A 24,327-nucleotide genomic window follows, 5' to 3' on the forward strand; every position below is an offset into this window, starting at 1 on the left:
TCAGCAGCACCGGGCCCCCGGGGTGGACTCTTGCTCCCGGTATCGCTGCACCCAGAACTCGCGTTCCGCCTGCGGCGGCTGTCCCGGATGTTCCACCGCCAGGTGCGCGACGTAGACGTCATAGGCACGGTCACCCATGAGCGACGTCACGTACCAGCGGATGCTGCGGGCACCCCGGCCGGCCCAGCCCGCAAGGGCTGGCACCCTGCCGGTCGCCGTGCGGCCCCTCATTTCAGTGCCAGCCACCTCAGTGCCAGCCACCTCAGTGCCCACCGCGGACGGTCGCGCGCTGGGAGGCGGGAAGTGCATCCCACTGCTTCTGGATCTCTTTCTCCTCCGGCGTGGAGGTCAGTCCGCTCGGCGCGAAGACGCGGGACTCCACCCTCGGGTCTTCGGAGCTGGGGCCACCGCCGGAGCGGTACGACCTGACCGTCGCGACGATCGCCGTCGCGATCACGATGATCGCGAGGGTGACGAAGATGATCGAGAGCGTGCCCTGGATGAAGGTATTGCGCACCACGGCCTCCATCGCCTCGACGGTCTGAGCACTACCGAAACTGGTCTCACCCGCCGCAAGGGCGTCGCGGAAGGCCACATGGTTGGCCCAGTAGCCGACCGCGGTCACCGGTGAGAAGATCTTCAGGAACGAGGCCGAGATGGTGATGACGGCCACGAACGCGAGCGGGACGGCGACCACCCACAACCACCTGAAGTTGTTGTTCTTGGCGATGATCGCCAGGCAGACGGCAAGCGCGATCGCCGCGAGCAGCTGGTTGGCGATGCCGAACAGCGGGAACAGCGTGTTGATGCCACCGAGAGGATCGGTGACGCCCATGAGCAGGATCGCACCCCAGCCGGCGACCATGATCGCCGTCGAGATGAAGACACCGGGTCGCCATGACGTGTTCTTGAAGGCGGGGACGATGTTGCCGATCGTGTCCTGCAGCTGGAAGCGCGAGACGCGGGTTCCGGCATCCACCGCCGTCAGGATGAAGAGCGCCTCGAACATGATGGCGAAGTGATACCAGAACGACATCATCCCGGTTCCGCCGATGAGTTGGTGCATGACGTTGGCGAGGCCGAGCGCGAGTGTCGGCGCCCCGCCGGTGCGGGAGACGATGGATGCCTCACCCACATCGTTCGCGGTCTGGGTCAGCTGATCCGGGGTCAGGTTGACGCCCGTGAGCCCGAGCGAATTGACCCACGCGACAGCACCCTCGACCGTGCCGCCGGTGGCCGCGGCCGATGAGTTCATGGCGTAGTAGATGCCCTGGTCGAGCGTGACTGCGGCGACGAGAGCCATGATGGCCACCATCGACTCCATGAGCATGCCGCCGTAGCCGATGAATCGCGACTGGCGTTCCTTCTGCAGCAGCTTCGGTGTCGTTCCGGAGGCGATGAGGGCGTGGAATCCGGAAAGCGCACCACAGGCGATCGTCACGAACAGGAACGGGAAGAGTGTTCCCGGCACGACCGGCCCCGTCTCACCGCCCGCGAACGTGCTGAAGGCGGGGACCGAGATCTCGGGCCGCACGATGACGATCGCGGCAGCCAGCAGCCCGATCACGCCGATCTTCATGAAGGTCGAGAGGTAGTCGCGCGGGGCGAGCAGCAGCCATACGGGAAGAACCGCGGCGATGAAGCCGTAGATGATGAGCGCCCACGCGAGGGTGGTGCGATCGAGCGTGAAGATCGCGACACCCCAGTCGGTTTCGCCGACCCAGCCGCCGCCGATGATGGCGAGCATGAGCAGCACGAATCCGATGATCGAGATCTCGGTGATGCGACCCGGGCGGAAGAAGCGCAGGTACACGCCCATGAAGAGCGCGATCGGGATGGTCATGCCGACGCTGAACACGCCCCACGGGCTCTCGGCCAGGGCGTTGACGACCACGAGCGCGAGAATCGCGATGATGATGATCATGATGAGCAGCGAGGCGACGATGGCGGCGGTGCCACCGACCTTGCCGAGCTCATCTCGCGCCATCTGGCCCAGTGAACGACCGCCGCGGCGGGTGGAGAAGAAAAGCACGAGATAGTCCTGCACCGCACCGGCGAAGATCACGCCGACGATGATCCAGATCGTCCCCGGCAGGAATCCCATCTGCACGGCGAGCACGGGGCCGACGAGGGGGCCCGCGCCAGCGATGGCCGCGAAGTGATGGCCGAAAAGCACCCTGCGATCGGTCTGGACGAAGTCCTTGCCGTCCGCATTGTATTCCGCCGGCGTCGCCCTGGTGTCATCGGGCTTGGTGATGAACTTCTGGATGACCTTGGAGTAGAAGCGATACGCGATCAGGTACGAGCAGAGCGCCGCGAACACGAACCAGATGGCGTTGACCGTCTCGCCCCGGACTATCGCGAGCATCGTCCACGACACCCCGCCGAGAAGAGCGATCGCCGCCCACAGGGCGATCTTCGGCGGTGTCCAGGATTTCTTCGTCGACGGCGACTGGTCGACGGAACGCGGAGGCGGCGAATCCAGAGACGGATCACCTCCCGGCTTCGGGGAACGGGCGGTGGGGGCCTTCGACATGATGATCTCCTGGGGGTCGCGACACTGCGTCCCCCGAGGATAAAAGGGGGCTGGGAGTTCAGACCCCGGGAGGCGATCGGAGGTGGTCTCGTTGCGACGAACGGTGGCTCGGATACGACGGGCTGCAGCGGGCGAGGCGAGGGAGCACTCAGTCGCGGGAGAACTCAGCCGCGGAAGAACTCAGACGCGGAAGACGACGGCCCCGGTCGCGATATCGGCCGAGACCAGGGTCGCCCGGATCGACTGACCCGCCGCCACTGTTCCCTCGACCCTGGCCGTCACCACGGGGTCGGTGAGCTGGATGACCCCTGCCGCCGCCCGCCCATCGCCGATCTTCACCGAGATGACGACAGAGTCGAAGACCTCTCCGACCCGGTCGACGAGGAGTGCTGCTTCGATCGCGTCCAGCGATTGCCGGTCGACGGCGGAGGCAACACCATCGGATTTCCCCATCAGCTTGGGGAGGGTCGGCAACGCCTCGCGAACCCATTCGGGAACCGCTCGACCCGCGACCAGCGCCTCGCAGGTGACGAGCACGAAGCGGTCGACGAGTCGACGCAGCGGAGCTGTGGTGTGGGCGTAGGGCGCGGCCACCGCGGCCTGGAGTCGCTCGGCGGGCGCCTCACCGTCGAAGGCCGTGTACCCCGCGCCGCGGAACAGTGATCCTGCAGCATTGATGGCGGCGAGGCCCTTCGGGTTCGCGCTGTCGAGCCCACGAAGGTACTCGCCGTAGGGCTGTTCGGCTGGCCACGGACATCCGATCGCCGCCACCCTGTTCCTGAAATCGTCGAGAGTCTCGGCATCGGGCGAAGGCATGGTCCGCAGGATGCCCGTGCCACCCTCGATCATGATTGCCGCCGCCGCCATACCGGTCATGAGCGAGACCTGCGCGTTCCAGCCTTCCACCGGCAACGGGCTGCGCCGCACCAGCAGATACCGTCCATCGGCGAACGAGATCTCCTCGTCGGGGAGGTTGAGACTCGCGCCGCCCCGCTCACGCTCGAGCGCGAGTCGCCCGAGCCCGACGGCTTTCAGCAGCGCGAGGGATTCCGGCGCGGATCCGTCGTCGATGGATGCCTGCGCTTCGGCATAGGAGAGCTGCCGCCGCGACCGCACTCGAGCCCTGTGCAGCGTCGTCGCCGTGACCCTGGTCGCGGCATCCAGCTCGAATCTCCACACGAAAGCACTGCGGATCTCGCCAGCCAACAGTGACGCGGCCCCCTCGCTGATCACCGTGGGGTGCAGGGGGATGCGGCCGTCGGGTGCGTAGATCGTCTGGCCGCGGCGGCGCGACTCGGCGTCGACCGCTCCGCCGGGCGGCACGAACAACGGCACATCCGCAATGGCGTAGCTCACGACGAACCCGTCGGCACTGCGCGCGATGTGCACGGCCTGGTCGAGGTCGGTGGCACCATCCGGATCGATGGTGACGAACTCGATCGCCGTCAGGTCGTCGGCTGGCAGCATCACAGCGGCGACTGTCGGGGCAGCCTCGGCGTCGACCTCAGCGGGAAAGCCCTCGGAGAGCTCGAGGTCGTCGCGGATCTTCTGCAGCGTCGACGCGAGCAGGTCCATCTGCCCGGTGAGCGCCACCGACGGCACGACTATGTGCTCGCGGGCGTGCTGGTGCTGCGTCACAGCTTCTCGATCGGGGCGATCTTGATCAGCAGCCGTTTGCGGCCCGCGGTGTCGAACTGCACCTCGGCAACGCGCTTGGTGCCCTCGCCGGTCACGGCGTTCACCGTGCCCTCGCCGAAATCGGTGTGCCGGATGCGGTCGCCAGCGTCGAGCGTCATGTCGCCGTTGTCGCGCACGAGCCCGGTCACGGCGCTCGTCCATTCCGACTTCACCCGTGGCGGTGCCGGCGGCAGCTCGTCGCGGGAATAGCCGGATCGCATCGCGGGGCCGCGCGCGTTCAGCGCCCGGCCGCCCGGGCGGAACCCGCCGGCTCCGCCGGACTGCTTCCACTCGATGAGGTCGGCCGGAATCTCCTGCAGGTAGCGGCTCGGCATGGCCACATTCACCTCGCCGAAGCTCGCACGGGAGGTGGCGAGCGAGATGTACAGCCGCTTGCGCGCGCGGGTGATGCCCACGTAGAAGAGTCGCCGCTCCTCCTGCAGCCCGCCGGGTTCGTTGGCCGACATCCGGTGCGGCAGCAGGTCTTCCTCGACACCGGTGAGGAAGACGGCGTCGTATTCGAGCCCCTTCGCGGTGTGCAGCGTCATGATCGAGACCGATCCGTCTTCGTCGTCGATCTCGTCGGCCGCGGCGAAGAGCGCCACGCCGGTGAGGAAATCGATGAGCGAGCCCTCGGGGTTGACCGTCCTGAACTCCTTGGTCTGCGAGACCAGTTCTTCCAGGTTCTCGGCGCGCGCCTCATCCTGCGCATCTCCGCTGGTCTTGAGCGCCTTGTGATAGCCGGTGCGGTTCAGGATGTCCGTCAGGATGTCATGCGGAGCTGCCGTTGTGGCGACCCTCCCGGCGTCGTCGAGGATCTCGCCGAGTTCGACGATCGCCGCCGTCACCTTGGGGCCGAGGCCGAGCTGGCCGGCATCCGCGAGCACCTCGCGCAGTGGGGTGCCGATGCGGTTCGCGTGCGCCTGCATCGCGGCCTCGGTGGCGGGGCCGATGCCGCGCTTCGGCACGTTCATGATGCGGCGCAGGGCGAGGTCGTCGTCGGGGTTGGCGACCTGGATCAGGTAGGCCATCGCATCCTTGATCTCGGCGCGCTCGTAGAACTTGGTGCCGCCCGGGATGCGATACGGGATTGCGGATCGGATGAAGATCTCTTCGAGCGGTCGGGTCTGCGAATTGGTGCGCACGAAGATGGCGACGTCGTTGAGGCTGCCACCGGCCGCGCGCAACGATTCGATCTCGTCCGCCACGAACTGGGCCTCGTCGTGGCCCGAATATCCGGTGAACCCGGTGATCTTCTCGCCAGCACCCACCACCGTGAACAGGTTCTTCGCCTTACGGTCGAAGTTGTTCGAGATGACGGCATTCGCCGCATCGAGGATGTTTTGGGTCGAGCGGTAGTTCTGCTCGAGCAGAATCACCTTCGAGTTCGGGAAGTCCCGCTCGAACTCGGTGATGTTGCGGATGTCGGCCCCGCGGAACGCGTAGATCGACTGGTCGCTGTCGCCGACGACCGTGAGCGATGCCCCGGGGATGCCGCCACTGGGGTCGAGCTGCATCCGGGTGTCTGTCGGAACATTCTGTGGCGCGACCGCGCGCACGAACTCCCTGATGAGCGCGTACTGGGCGTGGTTCGTGTCCTGGTACTCGTCGACGAGCACGTGCCTGAACCGGCGCTGGTAGAGCGCCGCGACATCCGGAAAAGCACGGAACAGGTAGACGGTCTCGGCGATGATGTCGTCGAAGTCGAGCGCGTTCGCCCGACGCAGCGCCGAGGTGTACCGCTTGAAGATCTCGACGAAGCCCGCCTCTTTGGGGTCGTCCATGTTGACGCTGCGGGCGAAGGCGTCGATGTCGGTCAGCTCGTTCTTGAGCTTCGAGATGCGGCTCGACACCCCACCCGGAGTGAAACCGACGGTGTCAGCGCCCAGTTCCTTGATGATCCGCTTGAGCAGTGCACGCTGGTCCGCGGTGTCGTAGATGGTGAAGCTCTGCTTCATGCCCATGGATTCCGCCTGCCGGCGGAGGATGCGCGTGCACGCCGAGTGGAACGTCGAGATCCACATGCCCTCGGCCGCATCACCGACGAGCGATTTCACACGCTCCCGCATCTCGGCGGCGGCCTTATTCGTGAAGGTGATCGCGAGAATCTGGCTCGGCCACGCCTCCCTGGTCTGCAGCAGTCCGGCGATGCGCCGCGTGAGCACGCTCGTCTTGCCCGAGCCCGCGCCCGCGACGATGAGCAGCGACTGGCCGCGGTAGGTCACGGCCTCGCCCTGTTGGGGATTGAGGCCCGCCAGCAGGGCTGGATCGATTCCGCCGGCTGTCGCGCGGCCGGGCTGCTCGAACGAGTCAAGAAGGTAAGTCATCGCCCGCAATTCTAGGCGGGACGGCCGACCCCGGTGGCGGGCTCAGTCTGCGAGCGCCTCGAGCACGAGGTCCGGCTGGTCCGCGAAGACGCCATCCACGCCGGTGTCGAGGATGCGCCTGAACTCCCCGAGCCAATCGCCCCACGCGGCGGGCTCGACCCCGCGGCGGTAGTCGCTGTGCAGGAACCTGTTCTCGGCTCGCAGCGTCCACGTGAACACGTCGAGCCCAGCGGTGTGCGCAGCCTCGACGAACAAGCTGCCCGAGTCGGTGACGAGCAACTTCTTCTCGACGCTCACCCCATCCACCTCCTCGGCCAGCCTGGCCAGTCCGGCGGTCGTGAGGTGGTCGGCATACGTTCGCGCCGAGGCCCCGTCGCGCGCGAGCAGGTCGGCGGGAACTCCGGCCGCTTCGGCCAGGAACACGGATCGGCCAGGCACTCCCCTGCCGCGGATCCGGCCGAGCACCGACTGTTCGAAACTCTCGACCACGAGGTTGCCATCGGTGGCCCAGCCGGCGATCTCGGCGGCGAACAGCTCATCCATCGGCAGGCCGATCGAGGCGAAATAGCTGGCGTGCTTGATCTCGGCGACCATGATGGCGGCCCGCTCCTGCGCGTCGATGATCCCGAAGAGGTCGGTCAGCCTGAGGATCGGGAACTGCCCATCGAAGCCCGCACTGTCGCTCCGGATGCCCGGCAGTCGCTCTTTCGCACGCAGCGAGCCGAGCTCCGCCCATGTGAAGTCCTCGGTGAACCAGCCGGTCTGCGTGACGCCGTCCACGGTCTTCGTGGTGCGGCGCTCGGCGAACTCGGGGTGCTCCGCGACATCCGTCGTGCCGGAGATCTCGTTCTCGTGGCGGACGACGAGCACCCCGTCTTTCGTCGGCACGACATCGGGTTCGATGGCGTCGGCGCCGAGCTCGAAAGCGAGCTCGTACGCCGCTCGCGAATGTTCGGGTCGGTAGCCACTTGCTCCGCGGTGGGCGATCACGAGGGGCGTGCGTTCCGGGCTCACACTATAAGGGTAGGCCCCGAGTAACATTCGGTTATGCCAGCCTGCGTCTCGTGTTCCACCGAGCTCGACCCGCTGTGGAAGTTCTGCGTCACGTGCGGCGCTCCCGTCGCCAGAGCCACCGAACTGCGCGGGGAACCTATCCCCGGGGCCATTCGACCTGAACACACGGTGAGCGCTTCGCCCTCCCGCACGATACCTCCCGGCGCACTCATCGTCATCGTCCTGGCCGTCGTCGGTGTCATCGGCGTGATCTTCGCCGCTGCCGCGGTGCTCCGCTGATCATGGCCGCCCCCTCCTGGCGCGAGCCCACCTCGACCCTCTCTCTGCGCTGGGGCACCTACCGGGGCCGGTACCTCGCCGGGCTCCTGCTCATCGTCGGCGGTGCCGTGCAGCTCCAGGGCTCGAACACGTGGACCCTTCCCCTGCTGCTGATCGGCACCACCGCCCACATCGTCGGCTGGTCGATCATGCCGGCACGCGGCTGGCGCAGGATGCTCGTGATCGTGCCAGCGACGGCGCAGATCTGGCTGCTGCTGACGGGGCCCGGCTCAGTCTGGATGTTCGTCATCCCGTACCTGTGCTGGATGCTCGTGAGGCACAGGCCCGCCCGGAGCTATGTGACTGTGCTTCTGCCGCTGGCGAACGGGATCGTCATCCCCCAGTTCTTCATGGAGTACTCCGGCATGCCGGTGGCGCTGGTCGTCTCGCTGTCGGTATTCGTGGGAGCAGCGTGGCTTGCGCGGCTGATCGCTGTGAGCGCACAGCCGCGCACAACAACACCCAGCGTTTTTTCGGCACCCGTCCGCTAAAATCAGTCCTAACGATGGCCGAAAGGCCGAAGGAGACGACCACCAATGGCCTTGTCCAATCCCGCATTCAGCGCGAAGTCTTTCGCGAGCCCGGCAACTGCCGCCGGCAGGATGAACACCACAGTGCAGCCGGGGCTCAGCGCTGAGCAGCTCCAGGAAATCTACAACCGACCGGCAGGCGGCGGTTCAGACACCGAGCGCATGACCTATGAGAACACCATTCTCAAGACCGTCATCACCCTCGCCTTCGTCGTCGCCGGAGCGGCCATCGGATTCGTGGTGCCCGCCCTGGCCATTCCGTTCGCCATCATCGGCTTCGTGCTCGCGCTGGTCAACATCTTCAAGAAGGAGCCGTCACCGGCTCTCGTCATCGCGTACGCCGTCGCCCAGGGAATCTTCGTCGGTGGCCTGTCGCGCATCGTCGAGGCAAACGCTCCCGGCATCATCTTCCAGGCGCTCATTGCGACCGGCATCGTCTTCGGAGTGACCCTCGCGCTGTTCGCGAGCGGCAAGGTGCGCGCGTCGAAGCGGGCCACGAAGATCTTCATGATCGCGGGCATCTCGTACGCCGCGCTCTCCCTGGTCAACCTCGTGACCCAGCTGACCGGGCTCAACGACAACCCGTGGGGCATCAACGGCACGTCGATCCCCGGTACCGACATCCCGTTCGGCCTGATCATCGGACCGATCGCGATCCTCATGGGTGCGTACTCGCTCGTGCTCGACTTCACCGCGGTGAAGCAGGGCGTGGATGGTGGAGCTCCCAGCCGCTGGGGCTGGAAGGCCGCCTTCGGCATCACGCTGACGATCATCTGGCTCTACGTCGAGATCCTTCGCCTGATCTCGATCCTGCGGGGCAGCAACTAGCTCCGGATTCGCGAATGGCCGCCCTTCGGGGCGGCCATTCGTCGTTAACCCCACTCCCGTGTCCGTAACTCCTGCAATGCGGCGGACCACAGGCGGCGATCGGCTCACTTCCGCGGCGCGGGCACTGCTGCGCCCACGGATTGCAGGAGTTATGAACACGCGGCGGGCGCGCCGCATGAGCTCCCGTCACTCGCGCGAAACTCCAGTTTCCGCGCGCAGAATCCGGCCGTGCGTCATAACTGGAGTTTCGGGGCGCCCCGGCGACATCAACCCGGCAGGGAGGCTAGACGCCCGGGCGCGCCGCTGCCTTGGCTAGCGCGCGGCTACTCCCACTCGATGGTCCCCGGGGGCTTCGACGTGACGTCGAGCACCACTCGGTTCACCCCGGGCACCTCGTTGGTGATCCGGTTGGAGATCTTCGCGAGCACGTCGTAGGGAAGCCGCGTCCAGTCCGCCGTCATCGCGTCTTCGGATGACACGGGCCTCAGCACGATCGGGTGGCCGTAGGTGCGGCCATCGCCCTGCACGCCCACGCTGCGAACGTCGGCGAGCAGCACGACCGGGCACTGCCAGATCTCGTTGTCGAGGCCGGCCGCACTCAGTTCGAACCTGGCGATCGCATCCGCCGAACGGAGCAGCTCGAGTCGCTCACGGGTAACCTCGCCCACGATGCGGATCCCGAGGCCTGGCCCCGGAAAGGGCTGGCGACCGACGATGACCTCCGGCAGGCCGAGTTCACGCCCGATGGCGCGCACCTCGTCCTTGAAGAGGGTGCGCAGCGGTTCGACGAGCGAGAACTTCAGGTCTTCCGGGAGCCCACCGACGTTGTGGTGGCTCTTGATGTTGGCCGTTCCGGTGCCCCCGCCAGACTCGACCACGTCGGGGTAGAGCGTTCCCTGCACGAGGAAGTCGATGGAGGCGCCGTCGCCCTGCGCTTCGAGCACGAGGGCTTCGGCCGCGTTCTCGAACGACCTGATGAATTCGCGCCCGATGATCTTGCGCTTCGTCTCGGGGTCGGTCACTCCGGCGAGCGCGTCGAGGAACTGGTCGACGGCATCCACCGTGACGAGGCGCACTCCGGTGGAGGCGACATAGTCTTCCTCGACCTGGCGGCGTTCATCCTGTCGCAGCAACCCGTGGTCGACGAAGATGCAGACGAGCTGGTCGCCGACGGCCTTGTGCACGATCGCAGCGGCGACCGCGGAGTCGACTCCGCCGGACAGCCCGCAGATCACGCGCGAGGTGCCGACCTGCTCGCGGATGCGGGCGACCTGCTCGTCGATGACGTTCGCGCTGTTCCAGTCGGCGGGGATGCCGGCAGCGGTGTGCAGGAAGTTCTCGAGCACGCGCTGGCCGAACTCCGAGTGCTTGACCTCAGGATGCCACTGGACGCCGTACAGGCGACGCTCATCGCTCGCGAATGCCGCTACCGGCGTCGACGCGCTCGAGGCCAGCACGTCGAATCCCTCCGGCGCTCTGGACACGGAGTCGCCATGGCTCATCCACGTCGTCTGGAGGCTCGGCTGGTCGCCGAGTAGTGTGCTCGTGCCGGGGGTGAGCGTGACATCCGTCGCGCCGTATTCACGCAGGCCCGTGTTCGCCACCTCGCCGCCCAGCTGCTGGGCCATCACCTGGAACCCGTAGCAGATGCCGAGCACGGGAACGCCGAGGCCGAGAATAGCGGGGTCGAGGGTGGGAGACCCTGCGTCGTAGACGCTCGAGGGGCCGCCGCTCAGCACGATGCCGACCGGGTTCTTCTCGGCGACCTCGGCAGCGGTGATCGTGTGCGGCACGATCTCGCTATAGACGCTGGCCTCACGCACCCGACGCGCGATCAGTTGCGCATACTGCGCCCCGAAGTCGACGACGAGGACGGGTCGCGCCTCGGTGGAGGAGGATTCTGTCATGCTGCGACCTTTTCCTGGGTCTCGAGGGTGGCGATCGCGGCCATGGCATCTTTCGGCACGCGACGCTCGAAGTAGAACGAGAGGAAGGGGATGACCCCGCCGAGAGCGATCAGCAGGAACTTCGTGAATGACCAGCGGATAAGCCGCCACATCACGAAATCGGCACCGAGATACAGCACGTAGAACCAGCCGTGGGCGATCAGGATCAGGGTCGACAGGTTGATGCCGTCGATGAGGTCCTTCGGCGTGAGTGCGAGGAATCCGTAGGGGCCGAGCAGCTCGATGTCGACACCGAAGCCGTACCTGAACACCATCATGAGAAGCAGCAACAGCAGGAACGTGCCCGTGATGTACGACGACACCTTGTAGATGGAGACTGTGCGTCGGATTCTGGAGACGTCTTCTGGCCGGGGACCGATGGGCATTGCCCTATTCTACCGGCGGTGCGTGGGGGGTTGCTGCGAGCTCGGCATCGCGCAAAGCCTCACCCTCGGCCTCCCAGGTGTCACGCACGAGGCGATACCAGAGGAAGATCGCGAAGCCAGCGAAAACGACCCACTCGATCGCATAGAACACGTTCAACAGGTTGAGCGAGACCTCGCTCAGCGGCGCCGGCGAGTCGATTCTGACGAGACCGGATGCCGCGGCATCCGTCACCAGGTAACCGCCGTGGACGCCCGCCGGCTGCTGCGCCCAGAGGTTCACGAGTTCGGACACCGCGAGCGCACTGCGCTGGCCCGCCTCGAAGTCCGATTCCTGCGGGGACTCGCTGGGCAGGTATCGGCCGGTGAGAACGCCGTCGGGGGCGGACTGTTCCAGCCCTGCGACGGCGCTCTCGGCCTCGTCGGCGGTGGCCGACCAGCCGAGAGCCACGGCGAGGCTCGCGCCGTCGGGCGTGATGCCGTGCCCCACCACCCAGAATCCTGGCGCTGCGTTGACGTCGTTGAAGCGGTCACTCAGCACGACGTAGTCGCCGGCTACGAACGTCGCCTCAGCGGTCACGAGCTGCCCGGTCGCCAGCGCCGGCACGGGTTGCTGCGGCGTACTCACGGCGTCGAGGGCGACGATGTTCTCGGTCTGCTCGTCCGGCGCTGCACCGCTCTCGAAGCTCCTCGAGAGCTGCCACTGGCCGAGCGCGGCGAATCCTCCGGCAATCGCAAGCGCGAGCACGAGCGCGCCGATCCATCGTGGCCGCCGTGCGATCTGCCACATCGTGGCCTGGGTCTGCATCAATATTCCGGATCTCGTGTGCGTTCGAACTGTTGGTCTGACTGCTGGCTGGCCTGCTCGGCCTGAGGATCGGCCGACACCGGGTCACTGTCGCTGACCCCGTCTCTCTCGGCGACGCTGTCGTCGTCCCGCGACTCCGGGACGTCTTTGCCCGACATGGCCGCCTCGACGAGGGCTATGTCTTCTGCGCGCATCCTGTCCCGAACGGGCTGCGCCGTCTTCGCGCTCGTCGAGCGGAACACCACCCGCCCGATCTTTTCGGAGTTGACGGCGAGCACGGGGCCGACGATCGCCATGGAGAGGACGTAGAGTCCCGCGAACGGAGTCAGCCGGGGATCGAGCCCCGCCGCCGTGGCGAGAGTGGCGAGGATCAGCGCGAACTCGCCCCGGTTCTGCAGCATCGCACTCGCATTGAGCCCTTCGGCCTGGGTGAGCTTGTTCTGCCACGCGATCAGCTGGCCGCCGAGCGTGTTCACGATGAGGGTCAAGACGACGGCGACACCGACCGGAACCAGCACCTCGCCGAACGTCGACACATCGAGGGCGAGCCCGAAGTTGAGGAAGAAGAACGCGCCGAACACGTCTCTCAGCGGCAGCGCGAGCGCTTCGATCCTCGATCGGAATCGGGTCGCCCCCAGCACGAGCCCGATGAGGAAGGCGCCGATCGCATCGGACACCCCGAGAAGCTCACCGATACCGCCGAATGCCACGGCAAGCCCGAAGAACAGGATCGTGAACAGCTCGTCGTCTTTCGTGTTCACGAGCCTCGAGACGATGCGGCCACCCCAGCGCGCGAGGGCGAACATCACGATCAGGAAGGTGAACGAGATCGCGAGTTGCAGTGCGATCGCGCCGAGGTCGGACTCGCCACCGAGGATGACGCCGACGATGGCGAGGTAGACCGCGACGAAGACGTCCTCCAGCACCATGATGCCGAGGATCGTCGGCGTCTCCCTGTTCGCGAGCCTTCTGAGCTCGATGAGCAACTTGGTGATGATGGCGCTGGATGACGTTGCCGTCATTCCCGCGATGATCAGCGCCTCCCTGGTGCCCCAGCCGATCCACATCCCGAGGGCGAACCCGACCCCGAGGTTGATCGCGATCCGGGTTCCGCCCGACAGCAGGAGGGCGCCGGCGTTTCCGTAGAACTCGTCCTGGTCGAACTCGAGACCCAGGCTGAACAGCAGCAGGATGAGGCCGAACACGGCGACGAGTTCCACGTCGGCCGATTCGAAGCTCAGCGGGAAGAAATGCGAATTCGGGCTCGCGATGAGCCCCACGAGCATGTAGATCGGGATCGCCGGCAGCCCGATGCGCTTGCCGACACGGCCGAGGACGTACGCAATGACAAAGAGAATGCCCAGGACGAGAAGGTCTTCTCCTACGTGCACGGGCTATCCCCCGGCGGCGGGGTCAGCTGGAGCTTTGTGGACCTCGCCGGTGCGGTAGAAGCTGAACGCTTTGGCTACCTTCTCGGGTGAGCCTGCCACGACGAGGGTGTCCCCGGGGAACACGGTGAAGTCATCTGCGGGGGCGGGGTTGGCGGACTCGCCTCGGACCACCGCAACGACGGTCAGACCGACGACTCCGCGACTCGCGAGATTGCCCAGCTTCTGGCCGGCGATGTGGTCTTCGTAGTCCACAGTGAACCAGTCGATGGTGAGGCCGGGGATGGCGTCGAGCTTCGAGAGCGATTCGGTGATCCTCGTGCCGCCGAGCAGTTCGGCGAGGGTATGAGCCTCGTCCTCGTCGAGTCGCAGCGACACTTTGGTCGTGTCAGAACCGCCATCGTCGTCGGAGAAACTGATGAGGTCGCTGTGGCCCGACCGGTGAGTGATCACGCCCACTTTTCCGCCGTCATCCGTCACGAAGGTGTGCAATACACCGACGCCGGGGAGCTTTACACGACGAACGTCAACCATGGTCCTAGTCTATGTCGGCGGTGTATGACCGAAACTGTGCGTCAGATGTCGCGGGCTTCGAGCCTCACGCGATCGGCTGAGGCGTCATCCGGCTCCAACTGGCTCGCGATCTCGGCGGCCACCCGCTCGAGGTAGTGGTCGATCTCGCTCTGGGTGCGCTCGGCATCCCAGCCGAGAGCGCCGGCCATCAGGGCGGCAGCGACGGGAGCGGCAGAAATGCCCCTATCCCAGGCTTCGATGGAGATCCTCGTGCGTCGCGCCAGCACATCGTCGAGGTGCAGCGCGCCCTCGTGTGTGGCCGCATAGACGACCTCGGCACCGATGTAGTCGTCGGCGCCGGGGAGCGGCTCCACCAGCTCCGGTCGCTCGCGGATCAGGTCGAGCAACTCGTCGGTCATCACGCCGTAGCGATTGAGCAGGTGCTCGATGCGTACCCTGTGCACGCCGAATGCTCGCGCCATCTTGCTGCGCTTGTTCCAGGCGGCCTGGTAGCCCTCGGCGCCGAGCAGGGCGACGTCTGCCGTGATGCTCTTGGAAATCGTGCCGTCCAGGGCGGCGACCGCCTCGTCGATCGCATCCATCGCCATGATGCGATAGGTCGTCCACTTGCCTCCGGCCACCACCACGAGCCCGGGGACGGCGTGGGCGACGATGTGCTCCCTCGAGAGTTTCGACGTCTGGTCCGACTCGCCGGCGAGCAGCGGACGGAGGCCGGCGAACACGCCCTCGACGTCGTCGCGGGTGAGCGGCACCGCGAGCACCTTATTCACGTGGTCGAGGATGTAGTCGATGTCGGCGGAGGTAGCGGCCGGATGCGCCTTGTCGAGATCCCAGTCGGTGTCGGTCGTGCCGACCAGCCAGTGTCTGCCCCACGGAATGACGAACAGCACGCTCTTCTCCGTGCGCAGCAGCAAACCGAGGTTCGAGTGGATGCGGTCTCGCGGAATCACGAGGTGCACGCCCTTCGAGGCCCTCACCTTGAATTGCCCGCGCGCTCCGACCATCGCCTGGGTGTCGTCGGTCCAGACGCCGGTGGCATTGACCACCTGCCGCGCCCTGATCTCGAAGTGTTCGCCGGTCTCGAGGTCATGCGCGTTGACCCCCACCACGCGCTCACCCACTTTGATGAACCCCTCGACACGCACGCGGCTGGCGACGTGGGCACCATAGAAACTCGCGGTGCGCGCGAGGTTCGCGACGTACCTCGCATCGTCGACCTGCGCGTCGTAGTAGGTGAGCCCACCGACGAAGGCGTCGCTCGCAAGGCTCGGCATTGCGCGCAGCATCTGGCGCTTGGTCAGGTGGCGGTGATGGGGCACTCCGGGCGGGCGACCACCCGAATAACTGAACAGGTCGTACAGCAGCATCCCTGCGCCGATGTAGATGCGCTCGAACACCGGCTTGGTGAGCGGGTAGAGAAAACGCACGGGCTTCACGAGGTGGGGCGCGATGCGCTGCAACAACAGGCCACGCTCGATGAGCGCCTCCCGCACGAGCCTGAAGTCCAGTTGCTCCAGGTACCGGATGCCGCCATGCACCAGTTTCGACGAACGGCTCGAGGTGCCGGAGGCCCAGTCCCGCGCCTCGACCATCCCGACCCGCAAGCCGCGGGTCGCGGCATCCAGCGCGGAACCGGTGCCGACGATCCCACCGCCGATCACCAGGATGTCGAGCTCTTTGGACTTGAGCGCCTCGAGTGCCGCAGCGCGCTCCGCCGGGCCGAGCTTTGACGAACGAGTGACAGACGGTGTGGCCATGGTTACCCCGCGTTGTAGGGCGCGACGACGACTTCGACGCGCTGGAACTCTTTCAGGTCTGAATATCCGGTCGTCGCCATCGAGCGACGAAGGGCCCCCATGAGGTTCACCCGGCCATCGGCGACGCTCGACGGGCCGTAGAGGATCTCCTTCAGCGGAGCGAGTGATCCCACCTCGACGCGATTGCCGCGCGGAAGCTCAGAATGGTGAGCCTCTGCGCCCCAGTGCCAACCGCCACCGGGTGCGTCGGTCGCGCGTGCCAGAGTGCTGCCGAGCATCACCGCGTCTGCGCCGACGGAGATCGCCTTCACGATGTCTCCGCTCGTGCCAAGACCGCCATCGGCAATCACGTGGACGTAGCGTCCGCCTGACTCATCCATGTAGTCACGCCTCGCGCCGGCGACATCGGCTACCGCCGTCGCCATGGGAGCGTGGATGCCCAGGCTCGCGCGCGTCGTCGACGCAGCTCCCCCGCCAAAGCCCACGAGCACGCCGGCAGCGCCGGTACGCATCAGGTGCAGTGCCGCGGTGTACGTCGCTGCGCCACCGACGATCACGGGAACGTCGAGTTCGTAGATGAACTCCTTGAGGTTGAGCGGCTCGACGGCTTTCGACACGTGCTCGGCGCTCACGGTCGTGCCACGGATCACGAAGAGGTCGACGCCGGCGTCGACGACGGTCTGGTACAGCTCTTTCGTGCGCTGCGGGCTCAGGGCCCCGGCAACGGGAACTCCGGCGGCGCGGATCTCAGCGAGCCTCGCGGTCACGAGTTCCGGCTTGATCGGCTCCGAGTAGATCTGCTGCATACGCTTCGTGGCGGTGGCAGCGTCGAGTCCACGGATCTCGGCCAGCAGCGGTTCAGGATCTTCGTATCGCGTCCAGACGCCCTCGAGGTCGAGCACTCCGAGACCGCCGAGCTTTCCCATTGCGATCGCCGTGCTCGGGCTCACCACGGAGTCCATCGGGGCGGCGAGCACGGGAATGTCGAACGTGTACGCGTCGATCGTCCAGCTGATCGAGACATCCTGCGGATCGCGCGTGCGCCGGGACGGCACTATCGCTATGTCGTCGAAGGCGTACACACGGCGGGCACGCTTGGCGCGGCCGATTTCGATGTCACTCACCCGTCAAGTCTAGGCACCACCACGACCGGGACGCATCGCATGCGGCAAGCTGGACGCATGAAGCCCGTGACAGCAGACCCGATCGAGCTGCTGCGCCAGCGTTCCAGCGAGAAGTGGACGGCGTATCCGGCGGATGTTCTTCCCCTGTTCGTCGCGGAGATGGACTACCCACTGGCGCCCGTCATCGCGGAGTCGCTGATGGCGAGGATCGCGGCATCCGACACCGGATATGTCGGTTCGCCCGGCGCCCTGCCTGCCGCGTTCGCGGGTTTCGCCGAACGCACCTGGGGGTGGACGGTCGACCCGGAGCGGGTGCGGACCACGACGGATGTCAGCGTCGCCATCGTCGAGACACTGCGCCAGGCGATCAGCCCGGGCGACAGTGTCGTGATCACTCCTCCCATCTACCCGCCGTTCTTCGACCTGGTGCCGGAGGCCGGCGGAGTCGTGGCGGAGGTTCCCCTTCTCGACGATGGAAGCACCTGGAGCCTCGACCTCGCGGGGCTCGAGCGCGCCTTCGCGGCCGGGGCCACGGCGATGCTGCTGTGTAACCCGCACAATCCCCTGGGACTGGTGCACTCCCGGGATAGCCTCGAGGCCCTGGCCGTGCTCGCCGAGGACCATAAAGTCACGGTGATCAGCGACGAGATCCACGGGCCCCTGGTGCATCCGGGAGTGCACTTCACGCCGTATCTCAGCGTGTCAGACGCCGCGCGCAAGCGAGGAATCACCGTCACCTCAGCGAGCAAGGGCTGGAACCTCGCCGGGCTCAAGTGCGCCATCATGGTCGCCGGCGGCAAGCGGGGCATGCGTGTGCTCGACCGCATGCCCTACGAGGTCGCCTTCCGTACGAGCCTCTTCGGACTGCACGCCAGCATCACCGCGTTCGAACACGGCGGGGAGTGGCTCGAGGGCGCGCTCGCCGCGATCACGGGGAACCGCGAACTACTGTCCAGCCTCCTCGAGGAGTTTCTGCCCGATGTCAGGTACCGGATGCCGGACGCGAGCTATCTCGCCTGGCTCGACTTCACAGCGATGGAGCTCGGCGACGATCCGAGCATCCGGATCCTCGAAGAAGCTCGGGTCGCACTCAATGCCGGACCGACGTTCGGAACCGAGGGTCGCGGCCATGCGAGGCTGAACCTCGCGTGCAGCCCCGAGGTGCTCGCTGAGGCCATCAATCGGATGGCGCTCGCGCTCTGAGCCCGACTAACCGTGACTGACTAGCCGCGGTACTGACTAGCCGCGATAGTTGGGAGCTTCGACCACCATCTGGATGTCGTGCGGGTGCGATTCCTTGAGCCCTGCCGCCGTGATCCTCACGAACTTGCCTTTCATGCGCAATTCCTCGATCGTCCTCGCGCCGGTGTAGAACATCGACTGGCGAAGCCCCCCGAGCAGCTGGTAGACCACGGATGACACGGGGCCGCGGTACGGCACCTGGCCTTCGATGCCCTCGGCGATGAGCTGCTCGTCAGACGGCACATCCGACTGGAAGTAGCGGTCGCGAGAGTACGAGGTCTTCTTGCCACGGGTCTGGAGCGCACCGAGCGAGCCCATGCCGCGGTAGCTCTTGAACTGCTTGCCGTTGACGAACATGAGATCGCCGGGGCTCTCGTCTGTTCCGGCGAGAAGAGAGCCGAGCATCACGGTCTCGGCACCGGCGACGAGCGCCTTGGCGATATCGCCCGAATACTGGAGGCCGCCGTCGGCAATCACGGGGATGTTGAACTCTCGGGCCGCGAGGGACGCTTCGTAGACGGCGGTCACCTGCGGCACGCCGACTCCTGCCACCACGCGCGTAGTGCAGATGGAGCCCGGCCCGACCCCGACCTTGACGGCGTCGGCGCCGGCTTCGATGAGCGACTTGGCGCCCGATCGGGTCGCGACGTTTCCACCGATGATGTCGATGGCGTCGAAAGCGCTGTCACCCTTGAGCCTGCGGATGATGTCGAGCACGCCGGCGGAGTCACCGTTCGCGGTGTCGACCACGATCACGTCGACACCGGCGTCGCGCAACTGCCCCGCGCGGTCCCATGAGTCGCCGAAGAACCCGATGGCGGCGCCGACGCGGAGCCTGCCCTCGTCATCCTTCGTCGCGTTGGGATATTTTTCGGTCTTCTCGAAGTCCTTGACCGTGATGAGCCCGGTCAGCCTGCCGCGGTCATCGATGAGCGGCAGCTTCTCGATCTTGTGCTGAGCGAAGATCGCGACCGCCGAGTCGGGGTCGATTCCCATCGGCGCGGTGATGAGAGGGGAACGGGTCATCACGTCACGCACGAGAGTCGTCGACTTCTCGAAGGGCGACACGAAGCGCATGTCGCGGTTCGTGATGATGCCGACGAGAGTTCCGTCTGACTCGATCACGGGAAGACCCGAGACGCGGAACTGTCCACACAGCGCGTCCACCTCGGCGACCGTGGCATCCGGAGTCGTTGTGACCGGGTTGGTGATCATGCCGGATTCGCTGCGCTTGACCTTGTCGACGTACGCCGCCTGGTCCTCGATCGACAGGTTCCGGTGCAGGATGCCGATGCCACCGTTTCGCGCCATCGCGATCGCCATGCGCGATTCGGTCACGCTGTCCATCGCCGCTGACAGCAGGGGCGAGGCAACAGTGATCCGGCGGGTCAGGCGCGAACTGGTGTCTGCCTCGCTCGGGATAACATCGGTGTGCCCCGGCAGCAGCATGACGTCGTCGTATGTCAGGCCGATGAATCCGAAGGGGTCAGGCTGGTCCATGAGTTCCTCTTACTTAGGAGCAATTGAGACCGGGATGCTGCACTGAATTCCGGTATCCAATATTAACCCGTTAGACCTCCGGGTATTCCACACCGCATAATAGCCAGACCGCTTTGTGCCCTGAACGAAACATCAAGGACACAATTGCGCAGTATCGTCATCGAAGACGGTGCGCCAGCACCCGCAGAGCACAGTTTCGGCTGGTGCCGTCAGGAGGTCTTGTGACTACAGTTCGAATCCGTCATGCGCGAAAGACCCGACGCATCGGCATCGTGGCTCTCGCCGCCACAGTCGCGACCCTCGCGCTGACGATGCTCTCAGGCCCCGCATCGGCCGACGAGATCAACCTCGACCAGTACGACTTCAAGGTCAGCGGAAACGTCAAGTTGAACAGCGAGCCACTCGAAGATGTGGCCCTGACCGTCGCCGGCAGCGGATACACCGTCGACATCGTCACGGACGTCGAAGGCCGCTGGGCCGTCGGAGTGCCGGAGAGGGGCGACTACACGGTCACTCTCGACGAGTCCACTCTGCCCACCGACATCGCCGTGATCGACGAAGCCGACGACTCGCCCAACGTCAAAGAGGTGACGATCGGCCAGAGCGGCAGTTCGGTCATGAACTTCTTCATCGGCCGCGGTGAGCGCAACCAGACCAGCTTCGTCGACCAGTTCGTCGAGCGCATCGTCAACGGTCTCAACTTCGGTCTCATGCTGGGGCTGGCCGCGATCGGGCTCTCGCTGGTCTACGGCACCACGGGCATCTCGAACTTCGCACACGGTGAGATGGTGACCTTCGGGGCCATCATCACCCTTGTCTTCTCCGGAGTGTTAGGCCTGCCCATCTGGGCCGGCATTCCCATCGCCATCCTCCTGAGCGCGGCATTCGGCTACGTGATGGATGTCGGGCTGTGGAGACCCCTGCGAAAACGCGGGGTCGGTGTCGTGCAGCTGATGATCGTGAGCATCGGCCTGTCGCTCGCGCTGCGCTACATCTTCCAGTACTTCATCGGCGGAGGAACCGAGCAGCTCCCCGGGTCGGATTCGCCCCAGGTCGACCTGTTCGGAGCCGTGTCACTCAGCGTCGTCGACATGGTGAGCATGGGCATCAGCGTCGTCGTCATCATCGCGGTGGCGTGGTGGCTGCTGAACACCCGCATCGGCAAGGCGACCAGGGCGGTCTCCGACAACCCGTCGCTGGCTGCCGCATCCGGAATCGACGTCGACCAGGTCGTCAGGATCGTGTGGATCGTCGCTGCGGGCCTCGCGGGGCTCTCGGGAATCCTGTGGGCATACTTCCGCCCGGGAATCCGCTGGGACATGGGAGCGCAGATCCTGCTGCTCATCTTCGCCGCGGTCACGCTCGGTGGGCTCGGAACGGCATTCGGTGCGCTCATCGGCTCCATCGTCATCGGCTTGCTGGTCGAGGTGTCCAGCCTCTGGATTCCCGCCGACCTCAAATACGTCGGGGCTCTCGTGGTCCTGATCGTCATCCTGTTGTTCCGCCCGCAGGGAATCCTCGGCAGGCGAGAGAGAGTGGGCTAGTCCATGGACCTTCTACAGATCCTGTCGAACACTGTTTCGTCGATACTCGGCCCGGCAACGATCGCCTACGCTCTCGCAGCTGTCGGCCTCGCCGTGCACTTCGGCTACACAGGCCTTCTCAACTTCGGTATCGCGGCCTACATGGCCATCGGTGCCTACGGTTACGCCATCTCGGTGCTCACGTTCGGCCTGCCCTGGTGGGGCGGGGTGCTCGTCGGCATCGTCGGCTCTGTCATCTTCTCGCTCATCCTCGGAATACCGACCCTGCGCTTGAGGGGTGACTACCTCGCCATCGTGACCATCGCGGCGGCGGAGGTGATCCGCCTGCTGTTCCTGACGAATGCCTTCGACGCCATTACGGGTTCGGCCGACGGCCTCAGCGGGTACCACGACAGCTTCAGGGCGGCGAACCCGCTGCCGGATGGCACATACGGGTTCGGTCCGTTCACCTACAACGCGACGGGCTGGTGGGTCCGCATCATCGGCGTGCTCATCCTCGCCATCGCCGTGCTCATCGTGTGGACCGTGATGCGCAGCCCCTGGGGTCGCGTCATCAAGGGCATCCGTGAAGACGAGGATGCGGTTCGTGCGCTCGGTAAGAACGTGTTCGCTTATAAGCTGCAGGCCCTCGTGCTCGGTGGTATTTTCGGGGCCTTAGGTGGAATCGTGTACGCGCTCCCGTCGTCGGTGAACCCCGGCGTCTACGTCACATCCCTCACCTTCTTCGTCTATACCGCGCTGCTGCTCGGTGGTGCCGCCACGGTCTTCGGCCCGGTACTCGGCGCCGTGCTCTTCTGGGTGGTGCAGACCTTCCTGAGCAACCTGCTGCCCGCGCTGGTCGTCAGCGGCGTGCTGCCGTTCATGTCGACCTCGCAGTCGCAGACGCTCAGGTTCATCCTCGTCGGGGTCGCGTTGATGTTATTGGTGATCTTCAAACCCCAGGGCCTCCTGGGAAACAAGAAGGAGCTGACCTTTGTCAAACAGTGACACGCCTATCAACGAGGCTCCGGTCCAGCGCGAGAAGGCGACGAACCTGCACAAGGGCGACATCGCCCCGGGTGTGGCCAAGGTCGATCCGATCGTCATCGCCGACGGCATCCGTCGCACATTCGGTGGCCTCACCGCCGTCGATGTCGACCACATCGAGATCCCCCGCAACGCCATCACGGCCCTCATCGGCCCCAACGGCGCTGGCAAGACGACCCTGTTCAACCTGCTGACCGGATTCGATAAGCCCGACAGCGGCAGCTGGACCTTCGAGGGCAATTCCCTCGCGGGCATGCCGGCGTTCAAGGTCGCGCGACTCGGCCAGGTCCGCACGTTCCAGCTCACCAAGGCGCTTGGACTTCTCACCGTTCTCGAGAACATGAAGCTCGGCGCCAAGGACCAGCGCGGCGAGAAATTCTTCTCGAGCCTGTTCCCCGGGCTGTGGCGCAAGCAGGAAGAGGCCATCGAGCAGCGCGCCATGACGCTGCTGCAGAAGTTCAAGCTCGATGCGAAGAGCGAAGACTTCGCGGCGAGCCTCTCCGGCGGCCAGCGCAAGCTGCTCGAGATGGCTCGCGCACTCATGAGCCAGCCGACCCTGGTGATGCTCGACGAGCCCATGGCCGGGGTCAACCCGGCGCTGACCCAGTCGCTGCTCGACCACATCCTCGACCTGAAGGATGAGGGCATGACCGTGCTCTTCGTCGAGCACGACATGCACATGGTGCGCCACATCGCCGACTGGGTCATCGTCATGGCCGAGGGACGGGTCGTTGCCGAAGGGCCGCCGGACCAGGTCATGAAGAACCAGGCCGTGATCGATGCGTACCTCGGTGCCCACCAGGACGTCGACCTCGGTGTCGTGACAGGTCGTATCGCTGGAGAGATTCCGGCGGAGGCGCAGGATCTCGCGGCAGAGGTTGCCGCCCTCGACAGCGCCATCAACGACAGCACTCCACAGAGCAACCCGGAGAAGACCTCATGAGCGACACCGCCACCAAGACCGCCGTCGTCAAGGTCACCAATCTGACTGCGGGATACCTTCCCGGCGTCAACATCCTCAACGGCACGAACCTCGTCGCCGAGCAGGGTGAGCTCATCGGCATCATCGGTCCCAACGGCGCCGGCAAGTCGACGCTGCTGAAGGCCATCTTCGGGCAGGTGAAGATCCGGGACGGCAGCATCCTGCTCAACGGTGACGACATCACGGGCTTGAAGGCGAACAAGCTCGTCGCCCGAGGCGTCGGCTTCGTGCCCCAGAACAACAACGTGTTCCCCAGCCTCACCATCGAAGAGAACCTCCAGATGGGGCTCTACCAGAACCCGAAGATCTATGCGGAGCGCCTGCAGTTCGTCACCGGGATCTTCGCCGAACTCGGAAAGCGACTCAAGCAGCGAGCCGGGTCCCTGTCGGGCGGAGAGCGCCAGATGGTGGCGATGTCCAGGGCCCTCATGATGGATCCGCATGTGCTGCTGCTCGACGAGCCGTCCGCAGGACTCTCCCCGGCGCGCCAGGACGAGGCGTTCCTGCGCGTCTCAGAGATCAATAAGGCCGGCGTGACGACCATCATGGTCGAGCAGAACGCCAGGCGCTGCCTCCAGATCTGCGACAGGGGCTACGTGCTCGACCAGGGTCGCGACGCTTACACCGGCACGGGTCGCGAACTGCTCAACGACCCCAAGGTCATCGGCCTGTACCTCGGTACTCTCGGTACCTGATTCCTCTCTCACGACAGACCCCGCTCCTGCGGCAGGAGCGGGGTCTTTCGCTGTCCGGGTTCTGCACGCCCCTGCGGCGGCCTGCGGCGGCCTGCGGCGGCCTGCGGCGGCCTGTCGCACCCCGGGACGGGTCGACCATGGACGCTGCCGCTCACCATGCCGCGAACG

The 24,327-nt window shown here is 65.8% G+C and carries 21 protein-coding genes; 8 read left to right on the top strand and 13 right to left on the bottom strand.

Features of this window, described 5'->3' with window-relative positions:
- The 5 genes from IWX81_RS09870 to IWX81_RS09890 form a co-directional block, all read right to left on the bottom strand.
- Complete coding sequence (locus IWX81_RS09870; protein WP_334593762.1) at positions 1-246, bottom strand: YbdD/YjiX family protein; 246 nt, start codon at positions 244-246, stop codon at positions 1-3.
- 16 nt (positions 247-262) lie between these two features.
- Positions 263-2,536: a carbon starvation CstA family protein gene (locus tag IWX81_RS09875; protein WP_199281147.1), complete on the bottom strand. Its 2,274-nt coding sequence runs from the start codon at positions 2,534-2,536 to the stop codon at positions 263-265.
- A gap of 180 nt (positions 2,537-2,716) precedes the next feature.
- Positions 2,717-4,174 (bottom strand): RNB domain-containing ribonuclease, encoded by a 1,458-nt coding sequence (locus tag IWX81_RS09880; RefSeq protein ID WP_334593764.1) that lies wholly within the window; start codon positions 4,172-4,174, stop codon positions 2,717-2,719.
- The gene (locus tag IWX81_RS09885; protein WP_199281148.1) at positions 4,171-6,540 is read right to left on the bottom strand and encodes an ATP-dependent helicase; all 2,370 of its coding nucleotides are present in this window, start codon (positions 6,538-6,540) and stop codon (positions 4,171-4,173) included. The genes IWX81_RS09880 and IWX81_RS09885 overlap by 4 nt, the downstream gene beginning before the upstream one ends.
- 42 nt (positions 6,541-6,582) lie before the next feature.
- Positions 6,583-7,554 carry a glycerophosphodiester phosphodiesterase family protein gene (locus tag IWX81_RS09890; protein WP_442977673.1) on the bottom strand — a complete coding sequence of 324 codons (972 nt, stop codon included), beginning with the start codon at positions 7,552-7,554 and terminating at the stop codon, positions 6,583-6,585.
- 33 nt (positions 7,555-7,587) lie between these two features.
- On the opposite strand from IWX81_RS09890, the gene IWX81_RS09895 reads away from it, so the two are divergent.
- Genes IWX81_RS09895 through IWX81_RS09905 form a run of 3 tightly spaced genes read left to right on the top strand, consistent with a single transcriptional unit; the run spans position 7,588 to position 9,230 of the window.
- Positions 7,588-7,833 carry a hypothetical protein gene (locus tag IWX81_RS09895; protein ID WP_199281150.1) on the top strand — a complete coding sequence of 82 codons (246 nt, stop codon included), beginning with the start codon at positions 7,588-7,590 and terminating at the stop codon, positions 7,831-7,833.
- A 2-nt stretch (positions 7,834-7,835) separates the two neighbouring features.
- Complete coding sequence (locus tag IWX81_RS09900; protein ID WP_199281151.1) at positions 7,836-8,363, top strand: hypothetical protein; 528 nt, start codon at positions 7,836-7,838, stop codon at positions 8,361-8,363.
- A gap of 45 nt (positions 8,364-8,408) precedes the next feature.
- Entirely contained in the window at positions 8,409-9,230 is an 822-nt protein-coding gene (locus IWX81_RS09905) for a Bax inhibitor-1/YccA family protein (RefSeq protein ID WP_199281152.1), read from the top strand.
- A 323-nt stretch (positions 9,231-9,553) separates the two neighbouring features.
- Here IWX81_RS09905 and guaA read toward each other — a convergent pair whose 3' ends face one another.
- Genes guaA through IWX81_RS09940 form a run of 7 tightly spaced genes read right to left on the bottom strand, consistent with a single transcriptional unit; the run spans position 9,554 to position 17,170 of the window.
- Positions 9,554-11,137 (bottom strand): glutamine-hydrolyzing GMP synthase, encoded by a 1,584-nt coding sequence (guaA, locus tag IWX81_RS09910; protein WP_199281153.1) that lies wholly within the window; start codon positions 11,135-11,137, stop codon positions 9,554-9,556.
- A complete protein-coding gene (locus IWX81_RS09915; RefSeq protein ID WP_199281154.1) occupies positions 11,134-11,562 on the bottom strand; it encodes a DUF3817 domain-containing protein in 429 nt (142 codons plus the stop codon). The genes guaA and IWX81_RS09915 overlap by 4 nt, the downstream gene beginning before the upstream one ends.
- A gap of 4 nt (positions 11,563-11,566) precedes the next feature.
- On the bottom strand, positions 11,567-12,367 hold the full coding sequence (locus IWX81_RS09920) for an SURF1 family protein (RefSeq protein WP_334593768.1): 801 nt from the start codon (positions 12,365-12,367) through the stop codon (positions 11,567-11,569).
- Complete coding sequence (locus tag IWX81_RS09925; RefSeq protein ID WP_199281155.1) at positions 12,367-13,758, bottom strand: cation:proton antiporter; 1,392 nt, start codon at positions 13,756-13,758, stop codon at positions 12,367-12,369. Before IWX81_RS09925 ends, IWX81_RS09920 begins: the two co-directional genes overlap by 1 nt.
- A gap of 3 nt (positions 13,759-13,761) precedes the next feature.
- Positions 13,762-14,289, bottom strand: a complete 528-nt coding sequence (locus tag IWX81_RS09930; protein WP_199281156.1) for a cation:proton antiporter regulatory subunit — start codon at positions 14,287-14,289, stop codon at positions 13,762-13,764.
- A 41-nt stretch (positions 14,290-14,330) separates the two neighbouring features.
- The gene (locus IWX81_RS09935; RefSeq protein ID WP_199281157.1) at positions 14,331-16,046 is read right to left on the bottom strand and encodes a glycerol-3-phosphate dehydrogenase/oxidase; all 1,716 of its coding nucleotides are present in this window, start codon (positions 16,044-16,046) and stop codon (positions 14,331-14,333) included.
- 2 nt (positions 16,047-16,048) lie between these two features.
- Entirely contained in the window at positions 16,049-17,170 is a 1,122-nt protein-coding gene (locus tag IWX81_RS09940) for a GuaB3 family IMP dehydrogenase-related protein (RefSeq protein ID WP_199281158.1), read from the bottom strand.
- Between the two features lie 57 nt (positions 17,171-17,227).
- On the opposite strand from IWX81_RS09940, the gene IWX81_RS09945 reads away from it, so the two are divergent.
- Positions 17,228-18,373 carry a MalY/PatB family protein gene (locus tag IWX81_RS09945; protein WP_199281159.1) on the top strand — a complete coding sequence of 382 codons (1,146 nt, stop codon included), beginning with the start codon at positions 17,228-17,230 and terminating at the stop codon, positions 18,371-18,373.
- A gap of 36 nt (positions 18,374-18,409) precedes the next feature.
- Here the strand turns inward: IWX81_RS09945 and guaB are convergent, their stop codons facing one another.
- Entirely contained in the window at positions 18,410-19,912 is a 1,503-nt protein-coding gene (gene guaB, locus IWX81_RS09950; RefSeq protein ID WP_199281160.1) for an IMP dehydrogenase, read from the bottom strand.
- Between the two features lie 221 nt (positions 19,913-20,133).
- Here guaB and IWX81_RS09955 point away from each other — a divergent pair, with 221 nt between their 5' ends.
- The 4 genes from IWX81_RS09955 to IWX81_RS09970 are packed head-to-tail and all read left to right on the top strand — an operon-like array spanning position 20,134 to position 24,159.
- Positions 20,134-21,456 carry a branched-chain amino acid ABC transporter permease gene (locus IWX81_RS09955; protein ID WP_442977677.1) on the top strand — a complete coding sequence of 441 codons (1,323 nt, stop codon included), beginning with the start codon at positions 20,134-20,136 and terminating at the stop codon, positions 21,454-21,456.
- A gap of 3 nt (positions 21,457-21,459) precedes the next feature.
- Positions 21,460-22,443 (top strand): branched-chain amino acid ABC transporter permease, encoded by a 984-nt coding sequence (locus IWX81_RS09960; RefSeq protein ID WP_199281161.1) that lies wholly within the window; start codon positions 21,460-21,462, stop codon positions 22,441-22,443.
- Between the two features lie 7 nt (positions 22,444-22,450).
- Complete coding sequence (locus IWX81_RS09965) at positions 22,451-23,425, top strand: ABC transporter ATP-binding protein (RefSeq protein ID WP_334593890.1); 975 nt, start codon at positions 22,451-22,453, stop codon at positions 23,423-23,425.
- Positions 23,422-24,159 (top strand): ABC transporter ATP-binding protein, encoded by a 738-nt coding sequence (locus IWX81_RS09970; protein WP_199281163.1) that lies wholly within the window; start codon positions 23,422-23,424, stop codon positions 24,157-24,159. Before IWX81_RS09965 ends, IWX81_RS09970 begins: the two co-directional genes overlap by 4 nt.
- The last annotated feature ends 168 nt before the right edge of the window (positions 24,160-24,327 follow it).

It is taken from the genome of Salinibacterium sp. CAN_S4 (assembly GCF_015752305.1).
In the GTDB taxonomy this organism is placed as follows: Bacteria; Actinomycetota; Actinomycetes; order Actinomycetales; family Microbacteriaceae; genus Rhodoglobus.